The sequence below is a fragment of the Acidovorax sp. GW821-FHT10E03 genome (genome assembly GCF_059415205.1).
Map to the genome: position 1 here is coordinate 143,155 of NZ_JBWKMU010000011.1, position 23,480 is coordinate 166,634.

General features: G+C 69.4%; 18 protein-coding genes. 7 read left to right on the forward strand and 11 right to left on the reverse strand.

The genetic code is table 11. The annotated features are described in order from the left end of the window. Nucleotides 1-15 precede the first annotated feature (15 nt). Nucleotides 16-732 (forward strand): YggS family pyridoxal phosphate-dependent enzyme, encoded by a 717-nt coding sequence (locus AC07OD_RS19965; RefSeq protein ID WP_494597856.1) that lies wholly within the window; start codon nucleotides 16-18, stop codon nucleotides 730-732. Nucleotides 733-748: 16 nt separating this feature from the next. Here the strand turns inward: AC07OD_RS19965 and ltaE are convergent, their stop codons facing one another. The 4 genes from ltaE to AC07OD_RS19985 form a co-directional block, all read right to left on the reverse strand. Beyond that, the gene (gene ltaE, locus AC07OD_RS19970; protein WP_494597857.1) at nucleotides 749-1,819 is read right to left on the reverse strand and encodes a low-specificity L-threonine aldolase; all 1,071 of its coding nucleotides are present in this window, start codon (nucleotides 1,817-1,819) and stop codon (nucleotides 749-751) included. A 192-nt stretch (nucleotides 1,820-2,011) separates the two neighbouring features. Beyond that, complete coding sequence (locus AC07OD_RS19975; RefSeq protein ID WP_218297328.1) at nucleotides 2,012-3,280, reverse strand: branched-chain amino acid ABC transporter substrate-binding protein; 1,269 nt, start codon at nucleotides 3,278-3,280, stop codon at nucleotides 2,012-2,014. 78 nt (nucleotides 3,281-3,358) lie between these two features. Next, complete coding sequence (locus AC07OD_RS19980; protein WP_218297327.1) at nucleotides 3,359-4,339, reverse strand: Bug family tripartite tricarboxylate transporter substrate binding protein; 981 nt, start codon at nucleotides 4,337-4,339, stop codon at nucleotides 3,359-3,361. A gap of 52 nt (nucleotides 4,340-4,391) precedes the next feature. Then, nucleotides 4,392-5,039, reverse strand: a complete 648-nt coding sequence (locus tag AC07OD_RS19985; RefSeq protein WP_218297326.1) for a TetR/AcrR family transcriptional regulator — start codon at nucleotides 5,037-5,039, stop codon at nucleotides 4,392-4,394. 159 nt (nucleotides 5,040-5,198) lie between these two features. On the opposite strand from AC07OD_RS19985, the gene AC07OD_RS19990 reads away from it, so the two are divergent. The 3 genes from AC07OD_RS19990 to AC07OD_RS20000 all read left to right on the forward strand — a co-directional run bounded on the left by AC07OD_RS19990 (nucleotide 5,199) and on the right by AC07OD_RS20000 (nucleotide 11,392). Continuing rightward, on the forward strand, nucleotides 5,199-6,806 hold the full coding sequence (locus AC07OD_RS19990; protein WP_494597858.1) for an AMP-binding protein: 1,608 nt from the start codon (nucleotides 5,199-5,201) through the stop codon (nucleotides 6,804-6,806). Nucleotides 6,807-6,886: 80 nt separating this feature from the next. Continuing rightward, on the forward strand, nucleotides 6,887-10,159 hold the full coding sequence (locus AC07OD_RS19995; RefSeq protein ID WP_494597907.1) for an acetyl-CoA carboxylase family protein: 3,273 nt from the start codon (nucleotides 6,887-6,889) through the stop codon (nucleotides 10,157-10,159). Nucleotides 10,160-10,252: 93 nt separating this feature from the next. After that, a complete protein-coding gene (locus AC07OD_RS20000; protein ID WP_369641209.1) occupies nucleotides 10,253-11,392 on the forward strand; it encodes an aminotransferase class V-fold PLP-dependent enzyme in 1,140 nt (379 codons plus the stop codon). A 187-nt stretch (nucleotides 11,393-11,579) separates the two neighbouring features. On the opposite strand, the gene AC07OD_RS20005 is transcribed toward AC07OD_RS20000, so the two are convergent. Then, complete coding sequence (locus AC07OD_RS20005; RefSeq protein WP_218297323.1) at nucleotides 11,580-12,005, reverse strand: XRE family transcriptional regulator; 426 nt, start codon at nucleotides 12,003-12,005, stop codon at nucleotides 11,580-11,582. 436 nt (nucleotides 12,006-12,441) lie between these two features. On the opposite strand from AC07OD_RS20005, the gene AC07OD_RS20010 reads away from it, so the two are divergent. Beyond that, nucleotides 12,442-12,657, forward strand: coding sequence for a hypothetical protein (locus AC07OD_RS20010; protein ID WP_494597859.1), 216 nt, complete (start codon nucleotides 12,442-12,444; stop codon nucleotides 12,655-12,657). A gap of 136 nt (nucleotides 12,658-12,793) precedes the next feature. Further along, entirely contained in the window at nucleotides 12,794-14,095 is a 1,302-nt protein-coding gene (locus tag AC07OD_RS20015) for a DUF445 domain-containing protein (RefSeq protein WP_494597860.1), read from the forward strand. 457 nt (nucleotides 14,096-14,552) lie between these two features. Here AC07OD_RS20015 and AC07OD_RS20020 read toward each other — a convergent pair whose 3' ends face one another. The 6 genes from AC07OD_RS20020 to purU all read right to left on the reverse strand — a co-directional run bounded on the left by AC07OD_RS20020 (nucleotide 14,553) and on the right by purU (nucleotide 21,102). Further along, a complete protein-coding gene (locus AC07OD_RS20020) occupies nucleotides 14,553-14,987 on the reverse strand; it encodes a hypothetical protein (protein WP_494597861.1) in 435 nt (144 codons plus the stop codon). Nucleotides 14,988-15,101: 114 nt separating this feature from the next. Next, on the reverse strand, nucleotides 15,102-15,344 hold the full coding sequence (locus tag AC07OD_RS20025; protein ID WP_492254466.1) for a hypothetical protein: 243 nt from the start codon (nucleotides 15,342-15,344) through the stop codon (nucleotides 15,102-15,104). A gap of 94 nt (nucleotides 15,345-15,438) precedes the next feature. Further along, nucleotides 15,439-16,938, reverse strand: coding sequence for an FAD-linked oxidase C-terminal domain-containing protein (locus AC07OD_RS20030; RefSeq protein WP_494597862.1), 1,500 nt, complete (start codon nucleotides 16,936-16,938; stop codon nucleotides 15,439-15,441). A gap of 192 nt (nucleotides 16,939-17,130) precedes the next feature. Beyond that, entirely contained in the window at nucleotides 17,131-19,125 is a 1,995-nt protein-coding gene (locus AC07OD_RS20035) for a UvrD-helicase domain-containing protein (protein WP_494597863.1), read from the reverse strand. A 206-nt stretch (nucleotides 19,126-19,331) separates the two neighbouring features. Next, nucleotides 19,332-20,237 carry a LysR substrate-binding domain-containing protein gene (locus tag AC07OD_RS20040; protein WP_218297316.1) on the reverse strand — a complete coding sequence of 302 codons (906 nt, stop codon included), beginning with the start codon at nucleotides 20,235-20,237 and terminating at the stop codon, nucleotides 19,332-19,334. A gap of 13 nt (nucleotides 20,238-20,250) precedes the next feature. After that, a complete protein-coding gene (gene purU / locus AC07OD_RS20045; protein ID WP_218297315.1) occupies nucleotides 20,251-21,102 on the reverse strand; it encodes a formyltetrahydrofolate deformylase in 852 nt (283 codons plus the stop codon). A 53-nt stretch (nucleotides 21,103-21,155) separates the two neighbouring features. Between purU and AC07OD_RS20050 the strand changes: the two genes are divergently transcribed. Beyond that, entirely contained in the window at nucleotides 21,156-23,462 is a 2,307-nt protein-coding gene (locus AC07OD_RS20050) for a putative bifunctional diguanylate cyclase/phosphodiesterase (RefSeq protein ID WP_218341371.1), read from the forward strand. Nucleotides 23,463-23,480: the final 18 nt, after the last annotated feature.

The following is a 23,480-nucleotide window of genomic DNA, read 5'->3' on the forward strand; positions in this document are numbered from 1 at the left end:
ACGCTGTCAAACATTATGACCACGATTGCTAACAACCTCCAACAGGTTCTGGGCAGGATGGCGCGGGCGTGCACAGCCGCCTCGCGCGACCCGGCCAGCGTGTCCTTGCTGGCGGTTTCCAAGACCTTTGGCGCCGACGCCGTGGCCGAGGCCGTGGCCGCCGGGCAGCGCGACTTCGGCGAGAACTACATCCAGGAAGGGGTGGACAAGATCATCGCCCTGCGCGCCGCCGCGCCCGGCGTGGCGCTGCAGTGGCACTGCATCGGGCCCATCCAGAGCAACAAGACGCGCCTGGTGGCCGAACACTTCGACTGGGTGCACACGGTGGACCGCCTGAAGATCGCCGAGCGCCTGTCGGCCCAGCGGCCGGAGCACCTGGTGCCGTTACAAATATGCGTTCAGGTCAACATCGATAGCGGGGCCACCAAGTCGGGCGTGGCGCCGGCCGACGCGCTGGAACTGGTGCGTGCTGTCGCGAAACTGCCACGGCTGGTGGTGCGCGGGATCATGAGCATCCCGGACCATGCTCCTGAATTCGAAGCACAGTTGGCCATCCACACCCGCGCCCGAGCGCTTTTTGACGAGATATGCGCCCTGAACGAGCCAGGCTTGGCTCGTTTTGACACGCTCTCGATGGGCATGACGGCCGACCTGGAGGCCGCCATCCACGCCGGCAGCACGATGGTGCGCGTGGGCACCGGCATTTTTGGAGGTCGGACTTACCCCGCCTGAAGCATGAGCCGGTCGATCAGCCCGGCAGCTGGAACCGCCCCACGCAGTCCAGCGCCGCTGTCACATCGGCCTCGCTCACGTCCAGATGCGCCACCCAGCGCAGGCGCGTGGCGACGCCGTACAGGCTGCTCGTCACCCGCACGCCATGCTCTGCCAGCCAGGCCGTGAAGGCGGGGGCTACGTCCGCATGAAGGTCGGTGAACAGGATGTTGGTCTGCCAGGGGTGGACCGTGATCTTGCCCTGCAGCACCGGATGGCGCTGGTTGATATCGCTCAGCCCCTGGGCCAGCCGTGCCAGGTTCGCGTGATCGTCGGCCAGGCGGCGCACGTGGTGCTCCAGCGCGTAGTGGCCCGCGGCGGCCAGCACGCCGGCCTGGCGCATGCCGCCGCCCAGGATCTTGCGGGTGCGGCGCGCCTGGCGGATGAAGTCGCGCGAGCCCAGCACCAGCGAGCCCACGGGGGCGCCCAGGCCCTTGCTCAGGCACAGCGACACCGAATCGAAATGGCTGCACAGCGAACGCGCCTCGTCGTACACATCGGTGCCGTGGCGCGCCGCGTTGGCCGTGGCGGCGTTGAACAGGCGCGCGCCGTCCAGGTGCATCGCCAGCCCCCGGCTGCGCGCCAGCTGGGCTACCTCGGCGATGTAGGCGGGCGGCAGCACCTGGCCGCCGGTCGTGTTCTCCAGCACCACCAGGCGGGTGCGCGCGAAGTGCGGGTCGTCGGGCTTGATGGCGGCGGTGATGTCGGCAATGCGCAAGGTGCCGTCGGGCTGCGTCTCCACCGGCTGCGGCTGGATGGAGCCCAGCACCGCCATGCCACCGGCCTCCCAGCGGTAGGTGTGCCAGCTCTGGCCCACGATGGCCTCGTCGCCGCGCTGGCAGTGGCCCCACAGCGCGATCAGGTTGGTCTGCGTGCCCGAGGGTGCGAACAGCGCGGCCTCGAAGCCCAGCAACTGCGCCGCATGCTCCTGCAGTGCGTTCACGGAAGGGTCGTCGGCAAACACATCGTCGCCCAGCGGGGCCTTGAACATGGCCTCGCGCATGGCGGGCGTGGGCTGGGTGACGGTGTCGCTGCGAAAGTCGGGCATGGGCGCGGTCCTCGTGGGTCGGGTCAATGAATGCAAAGACCGGCCATGTTAGTCGCGTTGGCCTCCCCTGCGGCCGCAAGGCGCTCGGCCGGCGACATGGGCGCTGCCGAGGCCAGGGACGCCGAGCCAGGGCCTCCCCGCAGCGAGGGCGTCGTCCCCCTGGAGGAAGGCGCCGAAGGCGACTCAGGGGGGCTACGGTCTGGTCATCTTGCAGTCCGTGCCTTGCGCCAGCTCATTGCCGGTGTAGGCGGCATCGGTGCGGAAGCCATAGTTCGTGCCTTCCCAGCCGACCTTGACGGTCTTGCCGTCCACCGGCGCGATGGTGTTGACCACCTGCGGCAGCAGCAGCTGGTGGTCCTCGCCGCGCATGCGCACGGGGCCCACCACCGAGTCGATGGTCAGGTCTTCCAGCGCGCGGGCCACCTTCACCGGGTCGGTGGACTGTGCCTTGTTGATGGCCGCGGCCAGAAAGCGCGGCGTCATCTCGATGCGCGGCGCGAGGAAGTCCTTGCCCGTCTTGGCCTGGTAGGCCTTGGCGAGCGCGTCCACCTTGGGGGTGTCGGCCTGGCCCGGGTGCCATTCGGCCACCCAGGTCAGCTGGCCCTGCTTGGCCTGCGACACCGCCAGTACCGTGCCGGGAATGGAGCCCGCGCTGTGGTTGAAGTAGCGCAGGTTGTAGCCCGCGTCACCCGCCGCCTTGAGCAGCAGCGTCATGTCCTGCCCCCAGTTGCCGGTGATGACCGAGTCGGCCTCGGTGCTCTTGACCTTGGCGAGGTAGGGCGCGAAGTCCTTCACGCGGCCGATGGGGTGCAGAGCCTCGCCTACGAACTGGATGTCGGGCCGAGCCAGGCCCACCATCTCGCGGCCGTAGTGCGCCCACTGCTTGCCATGCGCGTAGTCCTGGTTGAGCAGGTACACCTTCTTGATGTCCGGCTGCTTCTTGATGTAGTTGGCGATGGCCTTCATCTTCATGGCCGTGTTGGCCTCGAACTGGAAGTGCCAGAAGTTGCAGGCCTTGCCGGTGAGCTCGGGGTCGATGGAGGAGTGGTTGAGCACCAGGATCTCCTTGCCCGGGTTGCGCTGGTTGTGGCGCGCCGCCGCCTGCACCAGCGCCGTGACCACCGACGAGCCCGAGCCGCCCGTCACGATGGCCTTGGCCCCCTGGTCGATGGCCGCCTGCAGCGCGCTCTGGCTCTCCTGGGCCGAGAGCTTGCTGTCGAACTGCAGCAACTGCAGCTTCGTGCCCTTGAGCACGCCGCCCTTGGCGTTGATGTCCTCGATGGCGTACTGCGTGTGCGTGAGCATGAGCTCGCCCACGTTGGCGAAGGGGCCCGAGAGCGGGTCGATGTAGGCGACCTTGAAGGTCTCCTGCGACCAGGCCGTGGAGGCGGCGGCGGTGCACAGCAGGGCCGCACAGGCGGCCAGGGGCGTGAGGGAACGCGTCAGGGGGTGGCGCAGCATGGTGCTTGTCTCGCTTTCTTGTCGTGGTGAGACCGGGGCGGGCTTGCCACCCCGGCGGGAGGGAGAAGGCTGGGCCCGTCAGTCGAGCGCGATGCCCAGGCTGCGTATCAGCGGGTGCCAGCGCGACACCTCGGCCGTGATCATCTGCGTGAACTCCTGCGGCGTGTTGCCCACGGGCTCGATCCCCACCTCGCGGTACCGGGCGCTGGTCTGCGGCGACAGCAGGGCCTGGGCGATGGCTTTCTGCAGCGCCTGCACGGTGGCATCCGGCGTGGACGCATGCACCGCCACGCCCACCAGCGCCGTGGCCTCCACGCCCTTGAGTCCCAGTTCCTCGAACGTGGGGACATCGGGCAGGCGCGGGTGGCGCCGGCTGTCGGCCACCGCCAGCGCGCGCAGCTTGCCCGCCTGCAGGAAGCCGCCCGCGGCCGCGTAGTCGCTCATCACCGCCGGGATCTGCCCGCCCGCCAGGTCGGCGAGCGCGGGCGACGATCCCTTGTAGGGGATGTGCGTCATCTTCAGTCGGGCGTGGTGCATGAGCATCTCCATCGCCATGTGCTGCGGCGTGCCCGCGCCCGCCGAGCCAAAGTTGAGCGTGCCGGGCTGGCGCCGCGCCTGCTCGATGAACTCCTTTGCGTCCTTGGCGTCGCAGGCGGGGCCCACGACCAGGATCATCGGGGCGCGCGCCAGCAGCGTCACGAGCTTGAGGTCCTTGTCGGGCGCGTAGCCGAGCTTGCGGTACAGCACCGGGTTGAAGACCAGCGTGCCGTTGTCCACGTTGATGAGCGTGTGCCCGTCGGCCGGGCCGCGCAGCACATCGGCCACGGCGATGGCGCCATTGCCGCCGGGCTTGTTGTCCACCACCACGCTCTGGCCCACGGCGGCCGACATGGGCTGGCCCACCGTGCGCGCCATGAAATCGGAGCCGCCGCCCGCGGGGTAGGGCACGATCCAGCGCAGCGGCTTGGCCGGGAACGGGGCGGAGGCGTGTAGCGCGCGGCTCAGGCCGAGCGATGTGGCGCCGAGCAGCGCCAGTGTGGATCGTCGTGACAGCAGCATGGTGGCTAGGTTTCCTTGAAGGGTGTGTGGGGGCTAAAGACTCTCGCCGCGCTCAGCGCGCGGGCCGGCGCCGGGCGCGCAGGCCCAGCACCCGGTAGGCCAGGGTGGACAGCTCCTGCGCCACTTCGTCGGCCGACAGGCGGCCGTCCGGCCGGTACCAGTTGTAGAGAAAGCCCGGCAGGCTGCAGGCCGCCAGGGCGGTGATCTTGGTGTCGTGGAACTCGAACATGCCGTCCTCGCGGCCTTCCTCGAGCAGGGCGCAGAGCTTGTCGTAGAAATGGTTGGCCAGCTGCTTCTGGGTGGCCAGGTATTCGGGGCGGTACACCTGGGGTTCGCGGTACGGAAAGAACGCCGACGGGTGGTGCGCGAGCGTGGCGCGGATCAGGCGGTCGATGCCCTCGGCCACCTTCACGTGCGCGGGGCGCGGGTCGTCCTCGGCGAAGTCCATGGCCGTGAAGCACGCCACGGCGGGTGCCCACGACAGGGTCTCGAAGATCTCCTGCTTGTTGCGGAAGTAGTAGTAGACGAAGGGCTTGGTCACCCCCAGCTTCTGCACGATCTGCTCGATGGTGGTGTTGGCGTAGCCCTGCGCATCGAACAGCGCCTCTGCTGCGCGCAGGATGCGCTCGCGCTTCTCGTCCGACCCGGCCGTGGCGGCTTTCTGCCGGCCGCTGGCCTGCATGGGGAGCTGCTGGCCCATGGCAGGCTGTCCTTTGTGTGACGGTTGATTTATACCCATGGGTAGCATTGTTCTACCAGTCGGTATATATTGGCAAGACGCTGGCGGGCAGGGGTGCCTATCGCAAACCCTTAGCAAGCCCTTAGAACCAGCGATTCCAGACACCTCGGAGACAACGCCATGCCACAGACCGCACCGCAGCTGCCGCTGCACGAACACCTGCGCTGCCACGCGCGCGAAACGCCCGACCGCACCGCGTACCTCTGGTACGGCCAGCCCGTCACCTGGGCAGAGCTCGACGCGGCCAGCGACGCCTTCGCCGCGCGCCTGCAGGCGCTGGGCGTGGGCAAGGGCGAGCCCGTGGCGCTGTTCATGAACAACTGCCCGCAGTACGTGATGGCGCACTACGGCATCCAGAAGATCGGCGCCATCGTCTGCCCCTGCGGGCCGCTGAACAAGGAGCACGAGCTGGAATACCAGCTCACCGACCTGCAGGCGCGCGTGATCGTCGCGGCCGACGTGCTGCTGCCCGTGGTGGACAAGGTGCGCGCCAGCACGGCGCTGCGGCACGTGTTCGTGGTGCGCTATGCCGAGCTGCTGCCCGACGGCGCGCTCAGCATCGACGCGCCCGCCGAGCTGCTGGCCATGCGTGCCGCCATGGCGCCAGCCCCCGCGGGTTGCGAGGACTTCCTGGCCGCCACGCGCACCGGGCAGCGGCCCGCGCCCGTGGCGCTGTCCATGGACGATGTCTCGCTCATGACCTACACCTCGGGCACCACGGGGTTGCCCAAGGGCGCGATGCTGAGCTACGGCAACGCCACCTTCAAGACCGCCGCGTCGGCCGACTGCAATGGCATGACGCAGCAGGAGACGCTGCTCGCGGTGGCGCCGCTGTACCACATCGCCGGCATGGTGATGGGCGTGAACCTGCCCGTCTACACCGGCGCCACGGCCGTGCTGCTGTACCGCTTCGATCCGCTGGGCGTGGCCCAGGCGCTGGAGCGCCACCGCATCACCTGGTGGTACAGCATCGCGCCCATGAACGGCGCGCTCATGCAGGTGCCGGGCGCGCGCGCCATGGACTGGAGCGCGCTGCGCCGCAACCCGGTCACGAGCTTTGGCATCACCTTCACCGAGGCGCTCGCCCAGCAGTGGCGGCAGTTCGCGCCCCATTGCATCGCGCACGAGGCCGCCTACGGCTTGAGCGAAACCCACACGGTGGACACCGCCATGCCGGTGGACGCGATCCGCTGGGGCACCCAGGGCAAGCCCGTGCCGGGCAACACCTTGCGCATCGTCGACCCCGACACCGGCGCGCCGCTGGCCACGGGCGAGGTGGGCGAGATCACCATTCACGGCCCCGGCAACTTCAAGGGCTACTGGAACAAGCCCGAGGCCACGGCCAAGACCCTGCGGGACGGCTGGGTCTACACCGGCGACATGGGCAAGATCGATGCCGACGGCTACGTCACCTTCATCGGCCGCTTCAAGGAGATGATCAAGGTCTCCGGCTACAGCGTGTTCCCGGAAGAGGTGGAGACCCTGCTCATCAAGCATCCCGCCGTGGCCCAGGCCGCCGTCATCGGCGTGCCCGACGCGGAAAAGGGCGAGGTGGTGCGTGCCTTCATCGTGAAGAAACCCGGCCAGGACGTGGACGCCGCTGCCCTGGTGGCCTGGTGCCGCGAGAACATGGCGCCCTACAAGGCCCCGCGCGAGGTGCGCTTCATCGACGCGCTGCCGGCCACGGGCGCCGGCAAGGTGCTGCGCCGCCTGCTGCGCGACCTTTGAACCAGAAACGATTCCAGCGCTTGCCCATCCTGCGCTGGCAGCTCCACCAACCATAGCAACACCCCATGCCATCGCCCGCTCTGTTCACCAAAGTTCTTGTCGCCAACCGGGGGGAGATTGCGCTGCGCACCGTGCGCGGCCTTCATGACCTGGGCATCGCCAGCGTGGCCGTGTTTGCCGATGACGATGCGGCCAGCCCGCACGTGCAGGCCGCGGGCAGCGCCGTCGCCCTGGGCGCCACCGGGCCCGCCGCGTACCTGGACGGCGCGCGCATCATCGCCATCGCGCAGGCGCAGGGCTGCGACGCCGTGCACCCCGGCTACGGCTTCCTGAGCGAACGCGCCGACTTCGCGCGCGCCTGCGCCGGGGCCGGCCTGCGTTTCATCGGCCCCACGCCCGCGCAGCTCGCGCTGTTCGGCGACAAGGCGCAGGCCCGCGCGCTGGCGCTGCAGCAGGGCGTGCCGCTCATGCCGGGCACCCAGGCGGCGGTGTCGCTGGAGGAGGCCCAGGCCTTCTTCGCGCAGCAGGGCGGCGCCGGCATCGTGATCAAGGCGATTGGCGGCGGCGGCGGGCGCGGCATGCGCGCCGTGCAGGCGCAGGACGACCTGCCCGCCGCCTACGCGCGCTGCCGCAGCGAGGCGCAGGCCGCGTTTGGCGTGGACGGCGTGTATGTGGAGCGGCTCATGTCCAACGCGCGCCACATCGAGGTGCAGGTGCTGGGCGACGGCCAGGACGTGGTCGCGCTGGGCGAGCGCGAGTGCACGCTGCAGCGGCGCTTTCAGAAGGTGGTGGAGATCGCGCCCAGCCCTTCGCTGCCCGCGCCGCTGCGTGAACGCATCATCGCCGCCGCGCTGGCCATGGCGCGCGCGGTGGCCTACGAGGGCCTGGGCACCTTCGAGTTCCTGGTGGACCTGGCCTCCAGCGACGTGCCCTTCGTGTTCATCGAATGCAACCCGCGCCTGCAGGTGGAGCACACCATCACCGAAGAGGTGACCGGCGTGGACCTGGTGCAGGCGCAGATCGCGCTGGCGGCCGGCCGCAGGCTGCAAGACATCGGGCTCGACCCCGCCGCGCCGCCCGCCGTGCGCGGCTTTGCGGTGCAGTGGCGCATCAACGCCGAGACGCTGGACGCGCAGGGCGGTGCCACCCCCGGCAGCGGCACGCTCACCCGCTTCGACCTTCCCACCGGCCCCGGCGTGCGCGTGGACACGCACGGCGCAGCGGGCGCCACGCCCTCGCCGCACTACGACACGCTGCTGGCCAAGCTCATCGTGCACACGGGCGGCCCGCGCTTTGCCGATGCGCTGCGCCGCTCGCGGCGCGCGCTGGACGAGTGCCGCATCGGTGGCGTGGCCACCAACCTCGCGCTGCTGCAGGCCCTGGCCGCGCGGCCCGAGATGGAAAGCCAGCAGGTGCACACGCGCTGGCTGGAGTCGGTGCTGCCAGAACTGCTGGTTGCTACTAAAAATATAGCTAATGGCGCATATGATTCGGGCGCTAGCGCTCAAAACCCCAAAAATCCGTCAGCGCCCGCACCCGAAGGCTCCGTGCTCGCTCCCATGCCCGCGCGCCTCGTGCAACTGAGCGTGTCCGAGGGCGACGTGGTGGCCGCGGGTGCCGAGCTGGCCGTGCTCGAGTCCATGAAGATGGAGCACATGCTGCTGGCGCCGCATGCGGGCCGCGTGCGCGCGCTGCTCGCGGTGCCGGGCGGCTACCTCGTGCAGGGCCAGCCGCTGCTGGTGCTCGATGCCGTGGAGGGGGCGGACGCCGCCCAGGACGCACAGGGCGCGCAGCAGGACCTGGATGCCATTCGCCCCGACCTGCAGCGCGTGCGGGACCGCCACGCCTTCACGCTCGACGCCGCGCGGCCCGAGGCCATCGCCAGGCGCCACGCCCAGGGCGGGCGCACCGCGCGCGAGAACATCGCCGACCTGTGCGACGCGGACAGCTTCATCGAATACGGCACGCTGGCCATCGCCGCGCAGACGCGCCGCCGCAGCCTGGATGACCTCATCGCCAACACGCCCGCCGACGGCATGGTCACGGGCATCGGCGGCATCAACGGTGCGCTGTTCGGGCCCGAGAAGTCCCGCGCCGTGGTCATGTCCTACGACGCGACCGTGCTCGCGGGCACCCAGGGCGCGCGCAACCACGCCAAGACCGACCGCATGCTGGGCGTGGCGCTGGCGCAGAAACTGCCCGTGGTGCTGTTCGCCGAAGGCGGCGGCGGCCGCCCGGGCGACACCGACATGCCCGTGGTGGCCGGCCTGCACGTGCACACCTTCGCCAGCTACGCCGCGCTCTCGGGCCAGGTGCCGGTGATCGGCATCGCGGCGGGGCGCTGCTTTGCGGGCAACGCGGCCCTGCTGGGCTGCAGCGACGTGATCATCGCCACGCGCGGCAGCAACATCGGCATGGGCGGCCCGGCCATGATCGAGGGCGGCGGCCTGGGCGTGTTCAAGCCCGAGCACATCGGCCCCAGCCGCGTGCAGCATGCCAATGGCGTGATCGACGTGCTGGTCGATGACGAAGCCGGGGCCGTGGCGGCCGCGCGGCACTACCTGTCGTTCTTCCAGGGGCGCACCGGTGCCTGGACGGCGCCGGACGCACGGGCCCTGCGCTCCGTGGTGCCCGAGAACCGCCTGCGCGTGTACGACACCCGCGCGGCGATGGCCGGCCTGGTGGACGACGGCAGCCTGCTGCTGCTGCGCACCGGCTTCGGCGCGGGCATCCACACGGCGCTGGCGCGCATCGAGGGCCGCCCCGTGGGCATCCTGGCCAACAACCCGCAACACCTGGGCGGCGCCATCGACGCCGACGCGGCCGACAAGGGCGCGCGCTTCATGCAGCTGTGCAACGCGCACGGCCTGCCCATCGTGAGCCTGGTGGACACGCCCGGCTTCATGGTCGGCCCCGAGGTGGAGGCCACGGCCCAGGTGCGCCACGTGAGCCGCCTGTTCGTCACCGCCGCCAGCCTGCGCGTGCCGTATTTCAGCGTGGTGCTGCGCAAGGGCTACGGCCTGGGTGCCATGGGCATGACGGCCGGGGGCTTTCACGCGCCGGTGTTCACCGTGGCCTGGCCCACGGGCGAGTTCGGCGCCATGGGGCTCGAAGGCGCGGTGCGCCTGGGCTTCCGCAAGGAGCTGGAGGCCTTGCCCGAGGGCGCCGAGCGCGACGCGCTGTTCGCCAAGCTGCTGGCCAGGTCGTACGCCAACGGCGAGGCGCTGCACATGGCGACCACGCTGGAGATCGACGCGGTGATCGACCCGGCCGACACGCGCGCATGGCTGGCACGGGGCCTGGCATCGGCGCGGGTGGCGCCGCCCGGGCACCGGTTCGTGGACACCTGGTAGGGCAGCGCGCGGGCCGCGCGCTGCATGCTAAGCTGGCCCGCCTTGCCCGCCCCACGCCGGGGCGGCGCCCCTGTTTGACGGAGACTTTTCACCATGCCCGGACTGCTGCCCGATATCGATCCCGATGGTTTGCTCGAGTTTTCGGTGGTCTACACCGACCGCGCGCTCAACCACATGTCCAAGCGCTTCACCGGCGTGATGCAGGACATCCTGGCCACGCTCAAGGAGGTCTACCACGCCCACACCGCCGTGCTGGTGCCCGGCAGCGGCACCTTCGGCATGGAGGCCGTGGCGCGCCAGTTCGCCAATCGCGAGAAGGTGCTCATCGTGCGCAACGGCTGGTTCAGCTACCGCTGGACGCAGATCTTCGACGCCGACAAGGGCCTGGGCGGCGGCTCCGTGGTGTGCAAGGCGCGCCCGCAGGGCAGCGGCCCGCAGGCGCCCTGGGCGCCGTGCCCGGCCGAGGAAGTGGCGGCCACCATCCGCGCCGAAAAGCCCAAGGTCGTGTTCGCGCCCCATGTGGAAACGGCCAGCGGCATCATCTTGAGCGACGACTACCTGCGCACCCTGACGGCCGCGGCCCACGAGGTGGGCGCGCTGTTCGTGCTCGACTGCGTGGCCTCGGGCGCGATGTGGGTGGACATGCAGGCCACCGGCGTGGACGTGCTGATCTCGGCCCCGCAAAAGGGCTGGAGCGGCTCGCCCTGCTGCGCCATGGTGATGCTCAGCGAGCGCGCGCGCCAGGCCATCGACGGCACCACGAGCAGCAGCTTCTCGTGCGACCTCAAGAAGTGGATGCAGATCGCCGAGGGCTACGAAAAGGGCCAGCACGCGTACCACACCACCATGCCCACCGACGCGCTGGTGCGCCTCTCCGAAGTGATGGCCGAGACGCGTGAATACGGTTTTGCCAAGGTGCGCGACGAGCAGATCGAGCTGGGCGCCAAGGTGCGCGCGCTGCTCGAGTCGCGCGGCTTCCCGAGCGTGGCGGCCGAGGGCTTCAAGGCCCCCGGCGTGGTGGTGAGCTACACCACCGACCCCGGCATCCAGAACGGCAAGAAGTTCATGGAGGTGGGCCTGCAGACCGCCGCCGGCGTGCCGCTGCAGTGCGACGAGGGGCCGGATTTCAAGACCTTCCGCATCGGCCTGTTCGGCCTGGAGAAGTGGCACAACGTGGACCGCACGGTGGGCCACCTGAGCACCGCGCTCGACCAGGTGGCCCCGCGCGGCTGAACCGGGCCGCCGCCCGTGTTTCGCGGGCCTCTTGAAAAAAGCCACCCGCGGGTGGCTTTTTTTCGTGGTGGCCGGGCGCGGTGGCGGTGCCTGGGGGCTCGGCACGCACCGGGCGGCAAGTGCGCGCCGCGGACCGCCCGAGACCGCGGATGCACACGGCGCGGTGATTCGCTTGTGCAGAGAATCCCTAGGGGGCCTGGGTTTCGCGCTCGGCCTCTTCGGCCGCGTGGGCGCGCGCGATCGCCAGGATCACGTCGCGCGCGAGGCGCCGCTTGGGCACGGGCAGGCGCAGGTAGATGTCGAACAGTTCGCGGTCCTGGTAGCCCAGGCCCGCATGCCACTGCGCCTGCCGCTCCCGCACGCGCAGGGGCTCTGCATCGCCGTAGCCCAACTGCTGCACCGGCACCTGCAGCCATTCGGCCAGGGTGGTGAGCTTCTTGTGGTCGGGCATGGTCTCGCCCAGCAGCCAGCGGCGCACGCCGTGCAGCGTCATGGGCTTGCCCCAGTGGCGGGTGTTGAACTCGCGCTCCAGCACCGCCGGCCTGGGTTCATAGCCTGCGTCCATCATCGCCTTGCGTAACCGGTCCGCAAACTGTCTTTTTGCATCCTGCATGCAGTCACACTAAAAAGGCGCGCAGGAGCCGCGGTGATTCTTGTATATAGTCACGCAATCAATTTGCTCGTTGGTTACGTAACGGGTCTGCCCGCAAATTCAGGGGCAACGAGCGGCCTTGCAAGGAGGGTGGCGTGGCTGTCGAACACCGAAGGATGGAAACCTGGGAAGCCCGGCGGGAGCGGGTGGGCTGGTTTCCCGGTGCCTGCATGCGCGCGGCAGCCCTGCCGGGCGGGCGGCGGCCGCGGGGGTGGCCCGGCCGCCGGCCCATTGTGCGGGGTTCTGCATTGCGCCACAGTCACCCATGTACTTGCGCGGCGGTCACGCCCGCGGTGCGCGGGCTGCCGCACTGACAGGGGGCCGGGACGTGTGCAGCAGCGGCCCCCGCCACCCCCGCGAAGGATCGCTGCCGCCCTGCGCAGGGCGGGACCACCCCGTGGGGGGCTGTTCGCAGGACGGCGCCCGGCCGGTGGCGGCGGTGGCGGCAGTGGTGCCCGCCCCGCCCGTGGACGACCGTGAACGCCAGCGGCTCATCCTGACGCCCGCCCAGCGGCAGATGATCCTGGCGAACGTGCGGCGGTTGCGGGAGCTGCGGGAGGAGGAGCGCGCCGCGCGCGGCATCCTGGCCAGGGAGCCCGCGCCCCGCGAATGACAGTGGGTGCGCCTGGACGGCCGGGGCGCGAGTGGAGACGGGGCATGCGCCGGGGCCGGGCATGGTAGGGTGAATGCATCTTGAATCCCCCGCCGGCCGGCCGCCCCGCCCGCCCGCATGCTGCATGTCCGATGCCATGACCCCGGAATCCGAACCGCTGCCACAAGCCCTTGCCCTGCAACGTGCGAGGCGCCACGCCCTCGGGCTGCTGGTGCTGGTGTCGGCCGTGTTCGTGGCCACCAGCGTGGTGGAGCGGGGCCTGTGGCTGAACTGCCTGAAGGCCGTGGCCGAGGCCGCGATGGTGGGCGCGCTGGCCGACTGGTTCGCGGTGGTGGCGCTGTTTCGCCGCCCGCTGGGCCTGCCGATCCCGCACACGGCGGTCATCGCGCGCAACCAGGCGCGCATCGGCAGCAACCTGGCGGTCTTCGTGCGCGACAAGTTCCTGGACGTGCCCTCGCTGGTGGCACTGATCCGCCGGCACGACCCCGCCGAGCGGCTGGCGCAGTGGCTCACGGCACCCGGCAACGCCGCGCTCCTGGGCCACCAGGCCACCCGCCTGGCGTCGGCCGCGCTCGAGACGGTGCAGGACGCGCAGGTGGAGCGCTTCATCCAGAAGGCGGCGCGCGCATTGATCGGGCAGGTGGACATGTCGCGGGCCCTGGCGGCGGTGCTCGGCACCCTCACGCACAACGGCCGCCACCAGGCGCTGCTGGACGACGTGCTGGGCAAGCTCATCGAGCTGCTGCAGAAAGAGCAGACCCGCGCCTGGGTGGCGCAGACCATCGTGGCCTGGCTCAAGAAGGACCACCCGCGCACCGAGAGGCTATTGCCCAGCGACTGGCTGGGCGACAAGGGCTCGGCCCTGCTGGCGCGCGCGCTGGAGAGCGTGATGGCCGATGTGGCCGCCAACCCGCAGCACGCCTTGCGCGCGCAGTTCGATGCGGCGGTGCAGCGCTTCATCGAGCGCCTGCGCGGCGACCCCGACTGGGCGCGCAAGGGCGAAGAGATCCGCGCTTGGCTGCAGACCGATGCCACGGTGGGGGGCTATGTGCAGGCGCTGTGGCAGGACCTGCGCGGGGCGCTGCAGCGCGATCTGGCCGACGCGGATTCGGTGCTGGCGCGGCAGGTGCGCAACCTGGGGCAGTGGCTGGGCCAGTCGCTGGCGGGGGATGCGGCGCTGCGGCAGTCGCTCAATGACCGGCTGGAGCGGTGGGTGGAGGGCCTGGCGCCGGATGTGTCGGCGTTCATTGCGCAGCACATTGAGGACACCGTGCGGCGATGGGATACCGAGGAGATGACGCAGCTGATTGAGCTGAACATTGGCAAGGACCTGCAGTACATCCGCATCAACGGCACCGTGGTGGGCGGGCTGATCGGGCTGATGCTGTTTGTGGTGTCGCACGCTGGGGAGATTTGGCGGGCGGTGGTGGGCAGCTGACCACTCGTTCGGGCTGAGCCTGTCGAAGCCGGTGCGTTCCACCCCAACCGTTCGGGCTGAGCTTGTCGCAGCCAGGGCGTGCTGGTTCGAAAAGCATGCTGGTGTTGAGGGCGGAGGCCGGGACTCGCCCCGGCGGGCGAGGTACTTGTTCTTTGCTTCGCCAAAGAAAAGTACCCAAAAGAAAGGCGACCCCCAGTCTGCGACCCCTGCGCTTCGCTACGGGGCAACCTGCGTCGGTGCGGTTGCGGGGTGCGCCGTGGAACTCGCTTTGCGCCTGCGGCGCGCCGCTCGGACAACCACGGCGAGTCAGAGCACGAGGCATGGGCGCTGCGACGCCCATGCTCACCCCGCAACCGCCCCGCCGCAGGCGCAGCCAGCAGGGGGTGGGAGCCGAACAGCCAACAGCCGAGCAGCCACACGGGCCATCGCGTTGCTCGGCCGCGCCAGCGCTGCGCTGCTAGCGGGCCGCCTGATCCGCCGCCATGTTGGCTGCGTGTTCTTCCTGCAGATGCTGCGCAATCTGCGCCCAGGCCTGCTTGGCCTCGGCGTCCTGCGCCCAGGCGTAGCAACTGGCGATGTGCATGGCCGTCACCGCATGGTGCGGGTCGAGCGCAAAGGCCACCTCGCACTGCAGCGCCGCCTGCCGCCACATCGCGGTCGCATCTTCTGATCCTTCTTTCTGCAGCGCATGGGCCTCGGCCACCCACGCCTGCCCCAGTCGGAATGCCGCAGCGTGCTGCCCGGGGTCGGCGTCATGCGCCCGTTGAAACAACACTCCCGCCTGCCGCCACAGCGCCCGCGCTGCGGCGAAGTCTTGCGTGGCTACGGCTTGCGCCTGGGCGACGAGGGCGTTGCCGGACTGGAGGAGGGTGGAGGGGGAGTCGCTGAGCATCTGGTCAAAATGGCAGAGGATAGGTGTTCGGATTGTCGGCGGTTCGCCGGCTGCTATCGCTCCGTACCGACCGTTCGTGTTCAGTCAGAAACGAACTTCAACGCCTTTGGGGGCTTAATAAAACAACGTCTTCAAGAGCGTTGCCACAGCTACTTCAACACCAAAAAGCGCATAGCACGCGCGGATCAAAAATGCGTCCTGCGGATGGGTCTGCGCTAGTTGCGCCATCGCATAAGCGTGTGAGCTTGCCTTGAATTGATCAAGAAACTTGCGATGCTTCTTCGTTTTTACGACGATGACGATCCACTGAACCAACGCGAGGGCAAAGCAGATAAGCAACAGTGTGTCAAAGCTCAAGATTTTCCTGGTCTGAAAGCGATTCAAGCGATCTTACTGACCGGAATGCTAACTTCGACTTAGTCAACAAACAGGGCAGGTGGGGCCGCTGTCCTCAAAACCTCGGCAAATCCGGATGCTTGATCGCCCCCCCGCGCACCAGCATCTTCCCGTACTCCGCACACCGGTTCAGCGTGGGAATCACTTTCCCCGGATTCAACAGCCCCGCCGGGTCAAACGCGTGCTTGAGCCCGAACATCTGCGCGTTCTCCTCGGCCGTGAACTGCACGCACATGCTGTTGAGCTTCTCCACGCCCACACCATGCTCACCCGTCACCGTGCCGCCCATGGCCACGCTGGTCTCCAGGATGTCCGCGCCAAACAGTTCGCAGCGGTGCAGCTGGTCGGCATCGTTCGCATCGAACAGGATCAGCGGGTGCAGGTTGCCGTCGCCCGCGTGGAACACGTTGGCGCAGCGCAGCTGGTATTTCTTTTCCATCTCCTGGATGGCGAGCAGGATGTCCGCCAGGCGCTTCCTCGGGATGGTCGAGTCCATGCACATGTAGTCGGGGCTGATGCGGCCGCTGGCGGGGAAGGCGTTCTTGCGGCCGCTCCAGAAGCGCAGGCGTTCGGCCTCGTCCTGGCTGACCGAGATGGCGGTGGCACCCGCCGCGCGCAGCACGTCGCTCATGCGGCCGATTTCTTCTTCCACCTCTTCCGGCGTGCCGTCGCTTTCGCACAGCAGGATGGCTTCGGCCGTGAGGTCGTAGCCTGCGTGCACAAAATCTTCCACGGCGGCGGTCATGGGCTTGTCCATCATCTCCAGGCCGGCGGGGATGATGCCGGCGGCGATCACGGCCGCCACGGCGTCGCCCGCTTTGCGCACGTCGTCGAAGCTGGCCATGATGCAGCGCGCCAGCTGGGGCTTGGGGATGAGCTTGACCGTCACTTCGGTGGTCACGGCCAGCATGCCTTCGCTGCCGATCACGGCGGCCAGCAGGTCGTAGCCGGGGGCGTCGAGTGCCTCGCTGCCGAATTCGACGGGCTCGCCTTCCACCGTGAAACCCTTCACCTTGAGCACGTTGTGCACCGTCAGGCCGTACTTCAGGCAATGCACGCCGCCCGAGTTCTCGGCCACGTTGCCGCCGATGGTGCAGGCGATCTGGCTGCTGGGGTCGGGGGCGTAGTAGAGGTTGTAGGGTGCCGCCGCCTCGCTGATCGCCAGGTTGCGCACGCCACACTGCACCACGGCCGTGCGGCTTTCGGGGTTCAGGTCGAGGATGCGGTTGAACTTGGCGAGCGAGAGCGTGACGCCCAGGGCATGCGGCATGGCGCCGCCCGACAGGCCCGTGCCCGCGCCGCGCGCCACCACGGGCACCTGCAGGTGGTAGCAGGCCTTGAGCACGGCCTGCACCTGCTCGTATGTTTCGGGCAGGCACACCACCAGCGGGCGCTGGCGGTAGGCGGTGAGGCCGTCGCATTCGTAGGGGGTGGTGTCTTCGGCGTGCCACAGCAGCGCGTGCGCGGGCATCACGCGGCTCAGGGCCTGGACAACCTCGGCCTGGCGTGCGGCGCGTTCGGACAGGGCTGTGGTGGGTTCGGCGGCAGTGTTCATGGCCGCCACTGTAGAGGAAGCCCGCGCGCGGGAGTGTGAGTTTTCTTGCAGCGGTCTGTGAAATGGCCTGGGTGTGGCCGTTTGCTATCAATCAATGAGCGGCTGACGCATGTGGGCAAAGCGCTGGAGGATCCTTTGTCTTGAATTGGGCCGGTGGGCGGCCCGCAGCCCCCCTCCTCACCCTCATCCTCCTCACACCGGCCCGGGGCTGACCGGTCGTTGGCTGCCTTCCAGAAGCCACAGGCGTTTGCTGGCCCGCGTCATGGCGACATAGAGCATGTTGCGTTCACGGTAAGCGTCTTGCAGGGCGGCGCTGCGCGGAAAGCGTCCGCGCTCTACCAAGGGCACCGCCACATAGTCGTATTCATGCCCCTTGCAGCGCTCCACCGTCAGCAGCTGCAGGCTGGAGGCTTCCTGCTGGGTGTGCTGGTGGATGCTGGCCTGCACCATGAGCGTGAGCCGGCCCAGGAATTCGTCCACGGACAAGCCGGCGCAGATGCGGGCCAGCGCCGCCAGGCTGTCCCTGCAGTAGCGCAGCTCCTGCGGGCTGATGGGCGCCTGCGCGAAGAAGCGGTGCACCAGCGGGTGCGCGCACAGCTGCCCGGCGTCGGCGCAGGCCTCGGGGGGCAAGGCCAGCAACTGTTCGCACACGGGGGAGGCCACCGGGGCCTGGGGGTTGAAGCTGGCGCGCACCAGGAATCGGCGCACCAGGTCCTGCCTGCCGATGAGTTCCGCCGCCACGGCGCGGGTGTCCATTTCGACGGGGGAGTCCTCCACCAGCGCCTGCATGTCGAACGCGCCGTTGGCCAGCACGTCCTGGTCCGGCTGGCTGCCGCGCCGCACGTAGCGCAGCAGGCCTTCCATGGCGCTGCTCAGAATGCCCTGCGTGAGCCGCACGCCAGTGCCGCAGCCCTGCATGGCCCCCATGATGGCCAGCACCAGGGCGATCTCGCGGCGCTGGTAGAAGCGCTTCAGCCCCAAGCAGGCGTAGTGCACGCCTTCGTGGGCGAACATCCATTCCAGCAGGATGGAGTCTTCCGGCGACCGCAGCACCACGTTCAGGCAAGGAGGGGGCGTGGTGCCGCCGGGCGCGGGGGGCTGCTGGTGCAGCACGGCGTCGTGGATCGCCAGCAGTTGCCGGGCGCAATCCTCGTCGTCGGTGTAGCTGCGCCGCTCGAACGCGGAGGGCTTGGTGGGGTAGTGCGCGGCAAATTCCACGCCGAACAGGGGGTTCAGCCCCTGGCAGATGGCGTTGCCGAAGCGGTAGGTGGTGTTGAGGGCGACCACCTGGGTGTCCGCGGGCAGCTCCTGCCGGATGCGGGCCAGGCTGTCGCCGAAGACGGAGAACGCGCCGGGCAGGATGTGCTGGTTGAAGTCTCCCGCGCCGACGAACAGACCGTTGCCGCCCTGCACCAGATGCCGCAGCACCAGCATGGCGGCTTCGTCCAGGTCCTGCAGCTCATCGAACAGCACCGCATCGAAGCGCCCCTGCAGCGGCGCGAAGGCATCGCCGAAATCCAGCTCCCCGAGCTGCGTGGCCACTTCATACGTGCAGTCGCCCGGTGCGTAGAAATGCGGCTCGTGGTTCAGCCCCCGGCGCAGGCGTTCGTACTTCACCAGCAGCTGGTAGAGCCCGTAGTCGAGCTGGTGCTCGCGGCAGTAGGGCAGGGCGCCGAGGTCCGAGCGGTCCATGTCGCGCAGCAGCAGTTGCTGCTTGGCCCGGGCCTCGAAGTCGGCGAAGGCCTGCACGTCCAGTTCACGCGACAGGAAGTCGCCGGCCTCGGGCGCCCTGTCCAGCGCCGGGTCCTGGAGCAGCGCGGTGTGGGCCTGGCGGACCAGCAGGTTCTTTTGCAGGGGCTCGGTGACACGCACCAGCTCGTCGCCCTGTTCCTTGAGCACGGTGGCGCACAGCTGCTCCACGGTCATGATCTGCACCTGGCGCGGAATGGCCGGAACGAGCTTTTCCAGGCGCTGCGCAATGGCGGCCAGCCCGGCCTCCGAATACGCGAGCATCAGGATGCGGCTTGCGCCCTGGGTGCGCAGGAGGTCGGCGGCCTTGATGGCCAGGGTGGTGGTCTTGCCCGTGCCCGCGAGCGCGTTGACCAGCACCGCGCTCGCCGTGGCGTTGAGCACCGCGTTCTGCTCCAGCGTGGGGTATCTCTTCTTGAAGTGGGCGTCTTGTGGCACGGCGTGGTGAGGTGGTGGAGAGGTCAAGAGACAGGACAGGCGAGAGGCGCGTGCCGGGTGACGGCGTCAGGCGGGCTGCGTGAATCTGGGACCCTGCGCGCCACAGAGGGAGGGTAGGATGGATTTGGGGTGCTATAAAATATATAGCTATTGGCGCTTTGTGGGCAAGCGCTGGGGGCCAAAATGGCCTTGAATGCGGCGAGGGCTCAGGCCATGGTCTTGCGCAGCCACTCGGCGAACGCCGCGCACTCCCAGCGGTCCATGGTGCCCGTGCGCCAGCACAGGTAGTGTGCGTGGGGGCTGGTCGTATCGGTGTCGAACAGGCGCACCAGCGTGCCGTTCTCCAGCCACGGCGCCCCGAGCTTCAGGCGCACCAGCGCCACGCCCATGCCGGCGGCGGCGCCGTCGCACATCAGGCCGATGTCGTTGAACTGCGAGCCCTCGCTGGGCTCGGCCCAGTCCAGGCCCGTGGCGGCAAACCAGGTGCGCCAGGGCTCCAGCGGGCTGCGCAGCAGGGGCACGCCCTCCAGGTCCTCCGGCCGGTCGAACGGGCCGTGTTCGCGCACGAACGCGGGCGAGGCCAGGGGCGTGACCACGTCGCGGGCCAGCTCTACATGCTCCACGTCGGCGTAGTGGCCGGGGCCAAAGCGCACCATCAGGTCGGCGTCCTCGGCCACCACGTCCAGCAGCGGGATGGACACCTGCAGCGCCAGGTCGATCTCGGGGTAGGCCTCGGTGAACTGGCGCAGGCGCGGAATGAGGATGGTGCGCGCGAACGTGGGTGTCACGGCCAGCTTGAGCCGCCGGCGCCCGGGCGCCGCAGCGGCCCCCGGAAACCGCTGCAGCGCGCCCAGGCCCTCGCGCACGTGGGCCAGGTAGGCGCTGCCCTCGGTGGTCAGCGAAAAATCGGCCCGCCCGAACAGCCGCACGCCCAGGATCTGTTCGAGCTGCTTGACCCGGTGGCTCACCGCGCTGGGCGTCACGCACAGCTCGTCCGCGGTCTGCGTCACGCTGCGCAGGCGGGCCAGGGCTTCAAACGTCAGCAGGCACTGTATCGGCGGGATGCGCCGTGCCGCGCTGCTGAGGAAGGAGGACGGAGCTGCCGTGGCCATGGGGCAGAACGGGCTAGCGGAAAACCACGGTCTTGTGGCCGTTGAGCAGCACGCGGTGCTCGCTGTGCCACTTCACGGCGCGGGCCAGCACCTGGCTTTCGGTGTCGCGGCCCCGGGCCGTGAGGTCTTCCACCGTGTCGGTGTGGTCGGCGCGGGCCACGTCCTGCTCGATGATCGGGCCTTCGTCCAGGTCGGCCGTCACGTAGTGCGCCGTGGCGCCGATGAGCTTCACGCCCCGGTCGTGCGCCTGGTAATAGGGCTTGGCGCCCTTGAAGCTGGGCAGGAAGCTGTGGTGGATGTTGATCGCCCGTCCGGCCAAAGCTTGACACAGATCAAGAGAAAGAACCTGCATGTAGCGCGCCAGCACCACCAGCTCGGCCCCTTCGGCCTCGATAATCTCCAACTGTTTCGCTTCGGCCTGCGGCTTGCTGGCGGCAGTCACCGGGATGTGGTGGAACGGCACGTTGTAGCTGGCCGCGAGCTGGTAGAAGTCGCGGTGGTTGCTGACAATGGCGCGGATGTCGATGGGCAGCAGGCCGCTTTTCCAGCGGAACAGCAGGTCATTGAGGCAATGGCCTTCCTTGCTGACCATGAGCACCGTCTTCATGGGGGCGGCCGTGGCGTGCAGGCTCCAGCGCATGGTGTGGGGCTCCGCGAAGCTGGCCAGGCGGGTCTTGAGCGTGGCGTGGTCATGCTGGTCGCAGGCGAACTGCACCCGCATGAAGAACAGGCCGGTGGCGTGGTCGTTGTACTGGGCGGCTTCTTCGATGTTGCCGCCGTGCTCCAGCAGGAAGCCGGAGACTGCGTGCACCAGCCCGAGGCGGTCGGGGCAGGACAGAGTAAGGATGTAGGCGTTGGTCGTCATAGCTGCCCAATTGTCGCAGCATGGCTACAGGCGCCCAAGGAACGAGGGAATCGATGGTCAATCCGGGCGATGCCCCGCGTCTTGCCCCCTGGCGGGGGATGCTGCTGTACCTGGTGCTCGGGGTGGCCTGGGTGTTCGCGGGCGACGCGCTGCTGGCCCGCTGGGTGACCGACCCGGCCCAGCTCACGCACTGGCAGACCTGGAAAGGCTGGGGCTATGTGCTGGCCACCAGCGTGCTCGCCTGGTGCATGCTGCGGCGCATGCGCTACGCCGAGAAGGTGCGCTGGGCCATGGCCCGGGAGCTGGCCCAGGTGGTGCGCCATGCACCCGCGGGCTTCGCGCGCGTGGCGCCGGACGGCCGCTTCCTCTGGGCCAATGAGCGGCTGTGCGAGCTGCTGGGCGTGTCCCTGGCGCAGGTGCGCCACCTCAATTTCCACGATGTGATGCAGTCCCCCGACCCCGAGGGGGCCACCGCCCAGCTGGTGCGCCTGCTGGCGGGAGAGATCGACCACTGCGTGGACGAGCGCGAGTGCCGGCGGCCCGGCGGGACGCGCGGGGTGCCGGTGCTGTGCACCGTGACGCAGATCCCCGAAGCGGGCGACGAGCCCGCCCACCTGGTCTGCGTGGTGCAGGACCTGGACGAGATCAAGGCCGCGCGGGCCGCGCTGCAGACCAGCGAGGCCCGCCAGCGGCTGGCCGCCACGGTGGTGGACAACACCATCGAGGGCGTGGTGGTCACCGATGCGCACAGCCGCATCCTGTCCGCCAACGCGGCCGTGACGCGGCTCCTGGGCTATACCGAGGAGGAACTGCTGGGCAAGACGCCGCGCGTGTTCAAGTCCGGCCGGCACGACAAGGCGTTCTACGAGGCCCTGTGGAGCACGCTGCGGCGCACGGGCCACTGGCAGGGCGAGATCTGGAACCGGCGCAAGAGCGGCGAGGTCTTCCCCGAGCACATGTCGCTGTCGGCCGTGCGCGACCCGGCGGGCGAGGTCACGCACTACGTGTGCATGTTCACCGACATCTCCGAGGAGAAGGCGCACCAGCGGCAGCTGGAATTCCTGGCGCACAACGACGCGCTCACGGGGCTGTCCAACCGCGCCTGGTTCGGCCACCAGCTGGAGCAGGTGGTGCAGGAGGCGCGCGCCAGCGGCGAGCACATCGCCGTGCTGCTGCTCAACCTGGACCGTTTCAAGGACGTGAACGACAGCTACGGCCACACCACGGGCGACGAGGTGCTCAAGCACATCGCGCGGCAGGTGCAGTCGGCCCTGCGGCCCGGCGACGTGCTGGGGCGGCTGGCCGGCGACGAGCTGGCCGTGGTGGCGCGCCACCTGCGCCATGCGGACGGCGCTGCGGCCGTGGCGCGCCACCTCATCGCCGCCGTGGCCGAGCCCTGGCGCTCGCCCGACGGCTTCGAGGTGGTGGCCGGCGTGAGCGTGGGCATCTGCATGTTCCCCGAACACGCCGCCACCACCGAACTGCTGCTGCAGGGCGCGCACGCTGCGGTGTACGGCGCCAAGGCCCGGGGCCGTGGCGCGTGGTGCTTCTTCCACGAAGCCATGACCCAGGCCGCGCGCGAGCGGCTCGCGCTCGAATCGCGCCTGCGCCTGGCGCTGGCCCAGGGCCATCTGCAGATGCACTACCAGCCGCAGGTGGACATCGCCAGCGGGCGCATCCTGGGGGCCGAGGCGCTGGTGCGCTGGAACGACCCCGAGGAGGGGCTGATCTCGCCCGCGCGCTTCATCCCCGTGGCCGAGACCTCGGGCGTGATTGGCCCGCTGGGCGAATGGGTGCTGCGCGAGGTCTGCCGCCAGGGCCAGCAGTGGCGCGCCGAGGGCCTGCCCGACCTGACGCTGGCCGTCAACGTATCGCCCCGCCAGTTCCACCTGACCGACCTGGCGGGGTGCACCTCGGCGGCGCTGGCCGACTCGGGCTTTCCCAGCGAATTGCTGGAGCTGGAGATCACCGAGTCCGCGCTGGCCGAGCGCACCGAGGAGGCGCGCCAGGTGCTGATGCGGCTGCGCAGCGTGGGCGTGCGGATCGCGGTGGACGACTTCGGCACGGGGTACTCATCGCTCGCGCAGCTCAAGCGCTTTCCCATCGACGTGCTCAAGATCGACCAGGGCTTCATCCGCGACATCCCCCAAAGCGCGGACGACATGGCCATCAGCGCGGCCATCATCGCCATGGGGCACAGCATGGGGCTGTCGGTGCTGGCCGAGGGGGTGGAGGACGAGGGCCAGCTGGCCTTCCTGAAGGCGCGCGGATGCGACGCCTACCAGGGCTACCTGTGCAGCCGCCCGCTGCCCGCCGACGGGTTCGCCGCGCTGCTGCGGGAGCGTGGCGAGCCGCGCTGAACGCTCGCCCCGCCGCCG

Bases quoted from the DNA above. Each gene is read 5' to 3' on its own strand.
- AC07OD_RS19965 (WP_494597856.1), top strand. From the start codon at position 16: ATGACCACGATTGCTAACAACCTCCAACAGGTTCTGGGCAGGATGGCG.
- AC07OD_RS20000 (WP_369641209.1), top strand. From the start codon at position 10,253: ATGCCCGGACTGCTGCCCGATATCGATCCCGATGGTTTGCTCGAGTTT.
- ltaE (WP_494597857.1), bottom strand. From the start codon at position 1,819: ATGCCCGACTTTCGCAGCGACACCGTCACCCAGCCCACGCCCGCCATG.
- AC07OD_RS20040 (WP_218297316.1), bottom strand. From the start codon at position 20,237: ATGGCCACGGCAGCTCCGTCCTCCTTCCTCAGCAGCGCGGCACGGCGC.
- AC07OD_RS20015 (WP_494597860.1), top strand. From the start codon at position 12,794: ATGACCCCGGAATCCGAACCGCTGCCACAAGCCCTTGCCCTGCAACGT.
- AC07OD_RS20005 (WP_218297323.1), bottom strand. From the start codon at position 12,005: ATGCAGGATGCAAAAAGACAGTTTGCGGACCGGTTACGCAAGGCGATG.
- AC07OD_RS19985 (WP_218297326.1), bottom strand. From the start codon at position 5,039: ATGGGCCAGCAGCTCCCCATGCAGGCCAGCGGCCGGCAGAAAGCCGCC.
- AC07OD_RS20030 (WP_494597862.1), bottom strand. From the start codon at position 16,938: ATGAACACTGCCGCCGAACCCACCACAGCCCTGTCCGAACGCGCCGCA.
- AC07OD_RS19980 (WP_218297327.1), bottom strand. From the start codon at position 4,339: ATGCTGCTGTCACGACGATCCACACTGGCGCTGCTCGGCGCCACATCG.
- AC07OD_RS20050 (WP_218341371.1), top strand. From the start codon at position 21,156: ATGGTCAATCCGGGCGATGCCCCGCGTCTTGCCCCCTGGCGGGGGATG.
- purU (WP_218297315.1), bottom strand. From the start codon at position 21,102: ATGACGACCAACGCCTACATCCTTACTCTGTCCTGCCCCGACCGCCTC.
- AC07OD_RS19990 (WP_494597858.1), top strand. From the start codon at position 5,199: ATGCCACAGACCGCACCGCAGCTGCCGCTGCACGAACACCTGCGCTGC.
- AC07OD_RS20020 (WP_494597861.1), bottom strand. From the start codon at position 14,987: ATGCTCAGCGACTCCCCCTCCACCCTCCTCCAGTCCGGCAACGCCCTC.
- AC07OD_RS19975 (WP_218297328.1), bottom strand. From the start codon at position 3,280: ATGCTGCGCCACCCCCTGACGCGTTCCCTCACGCCCCTGGCCGCCTGT.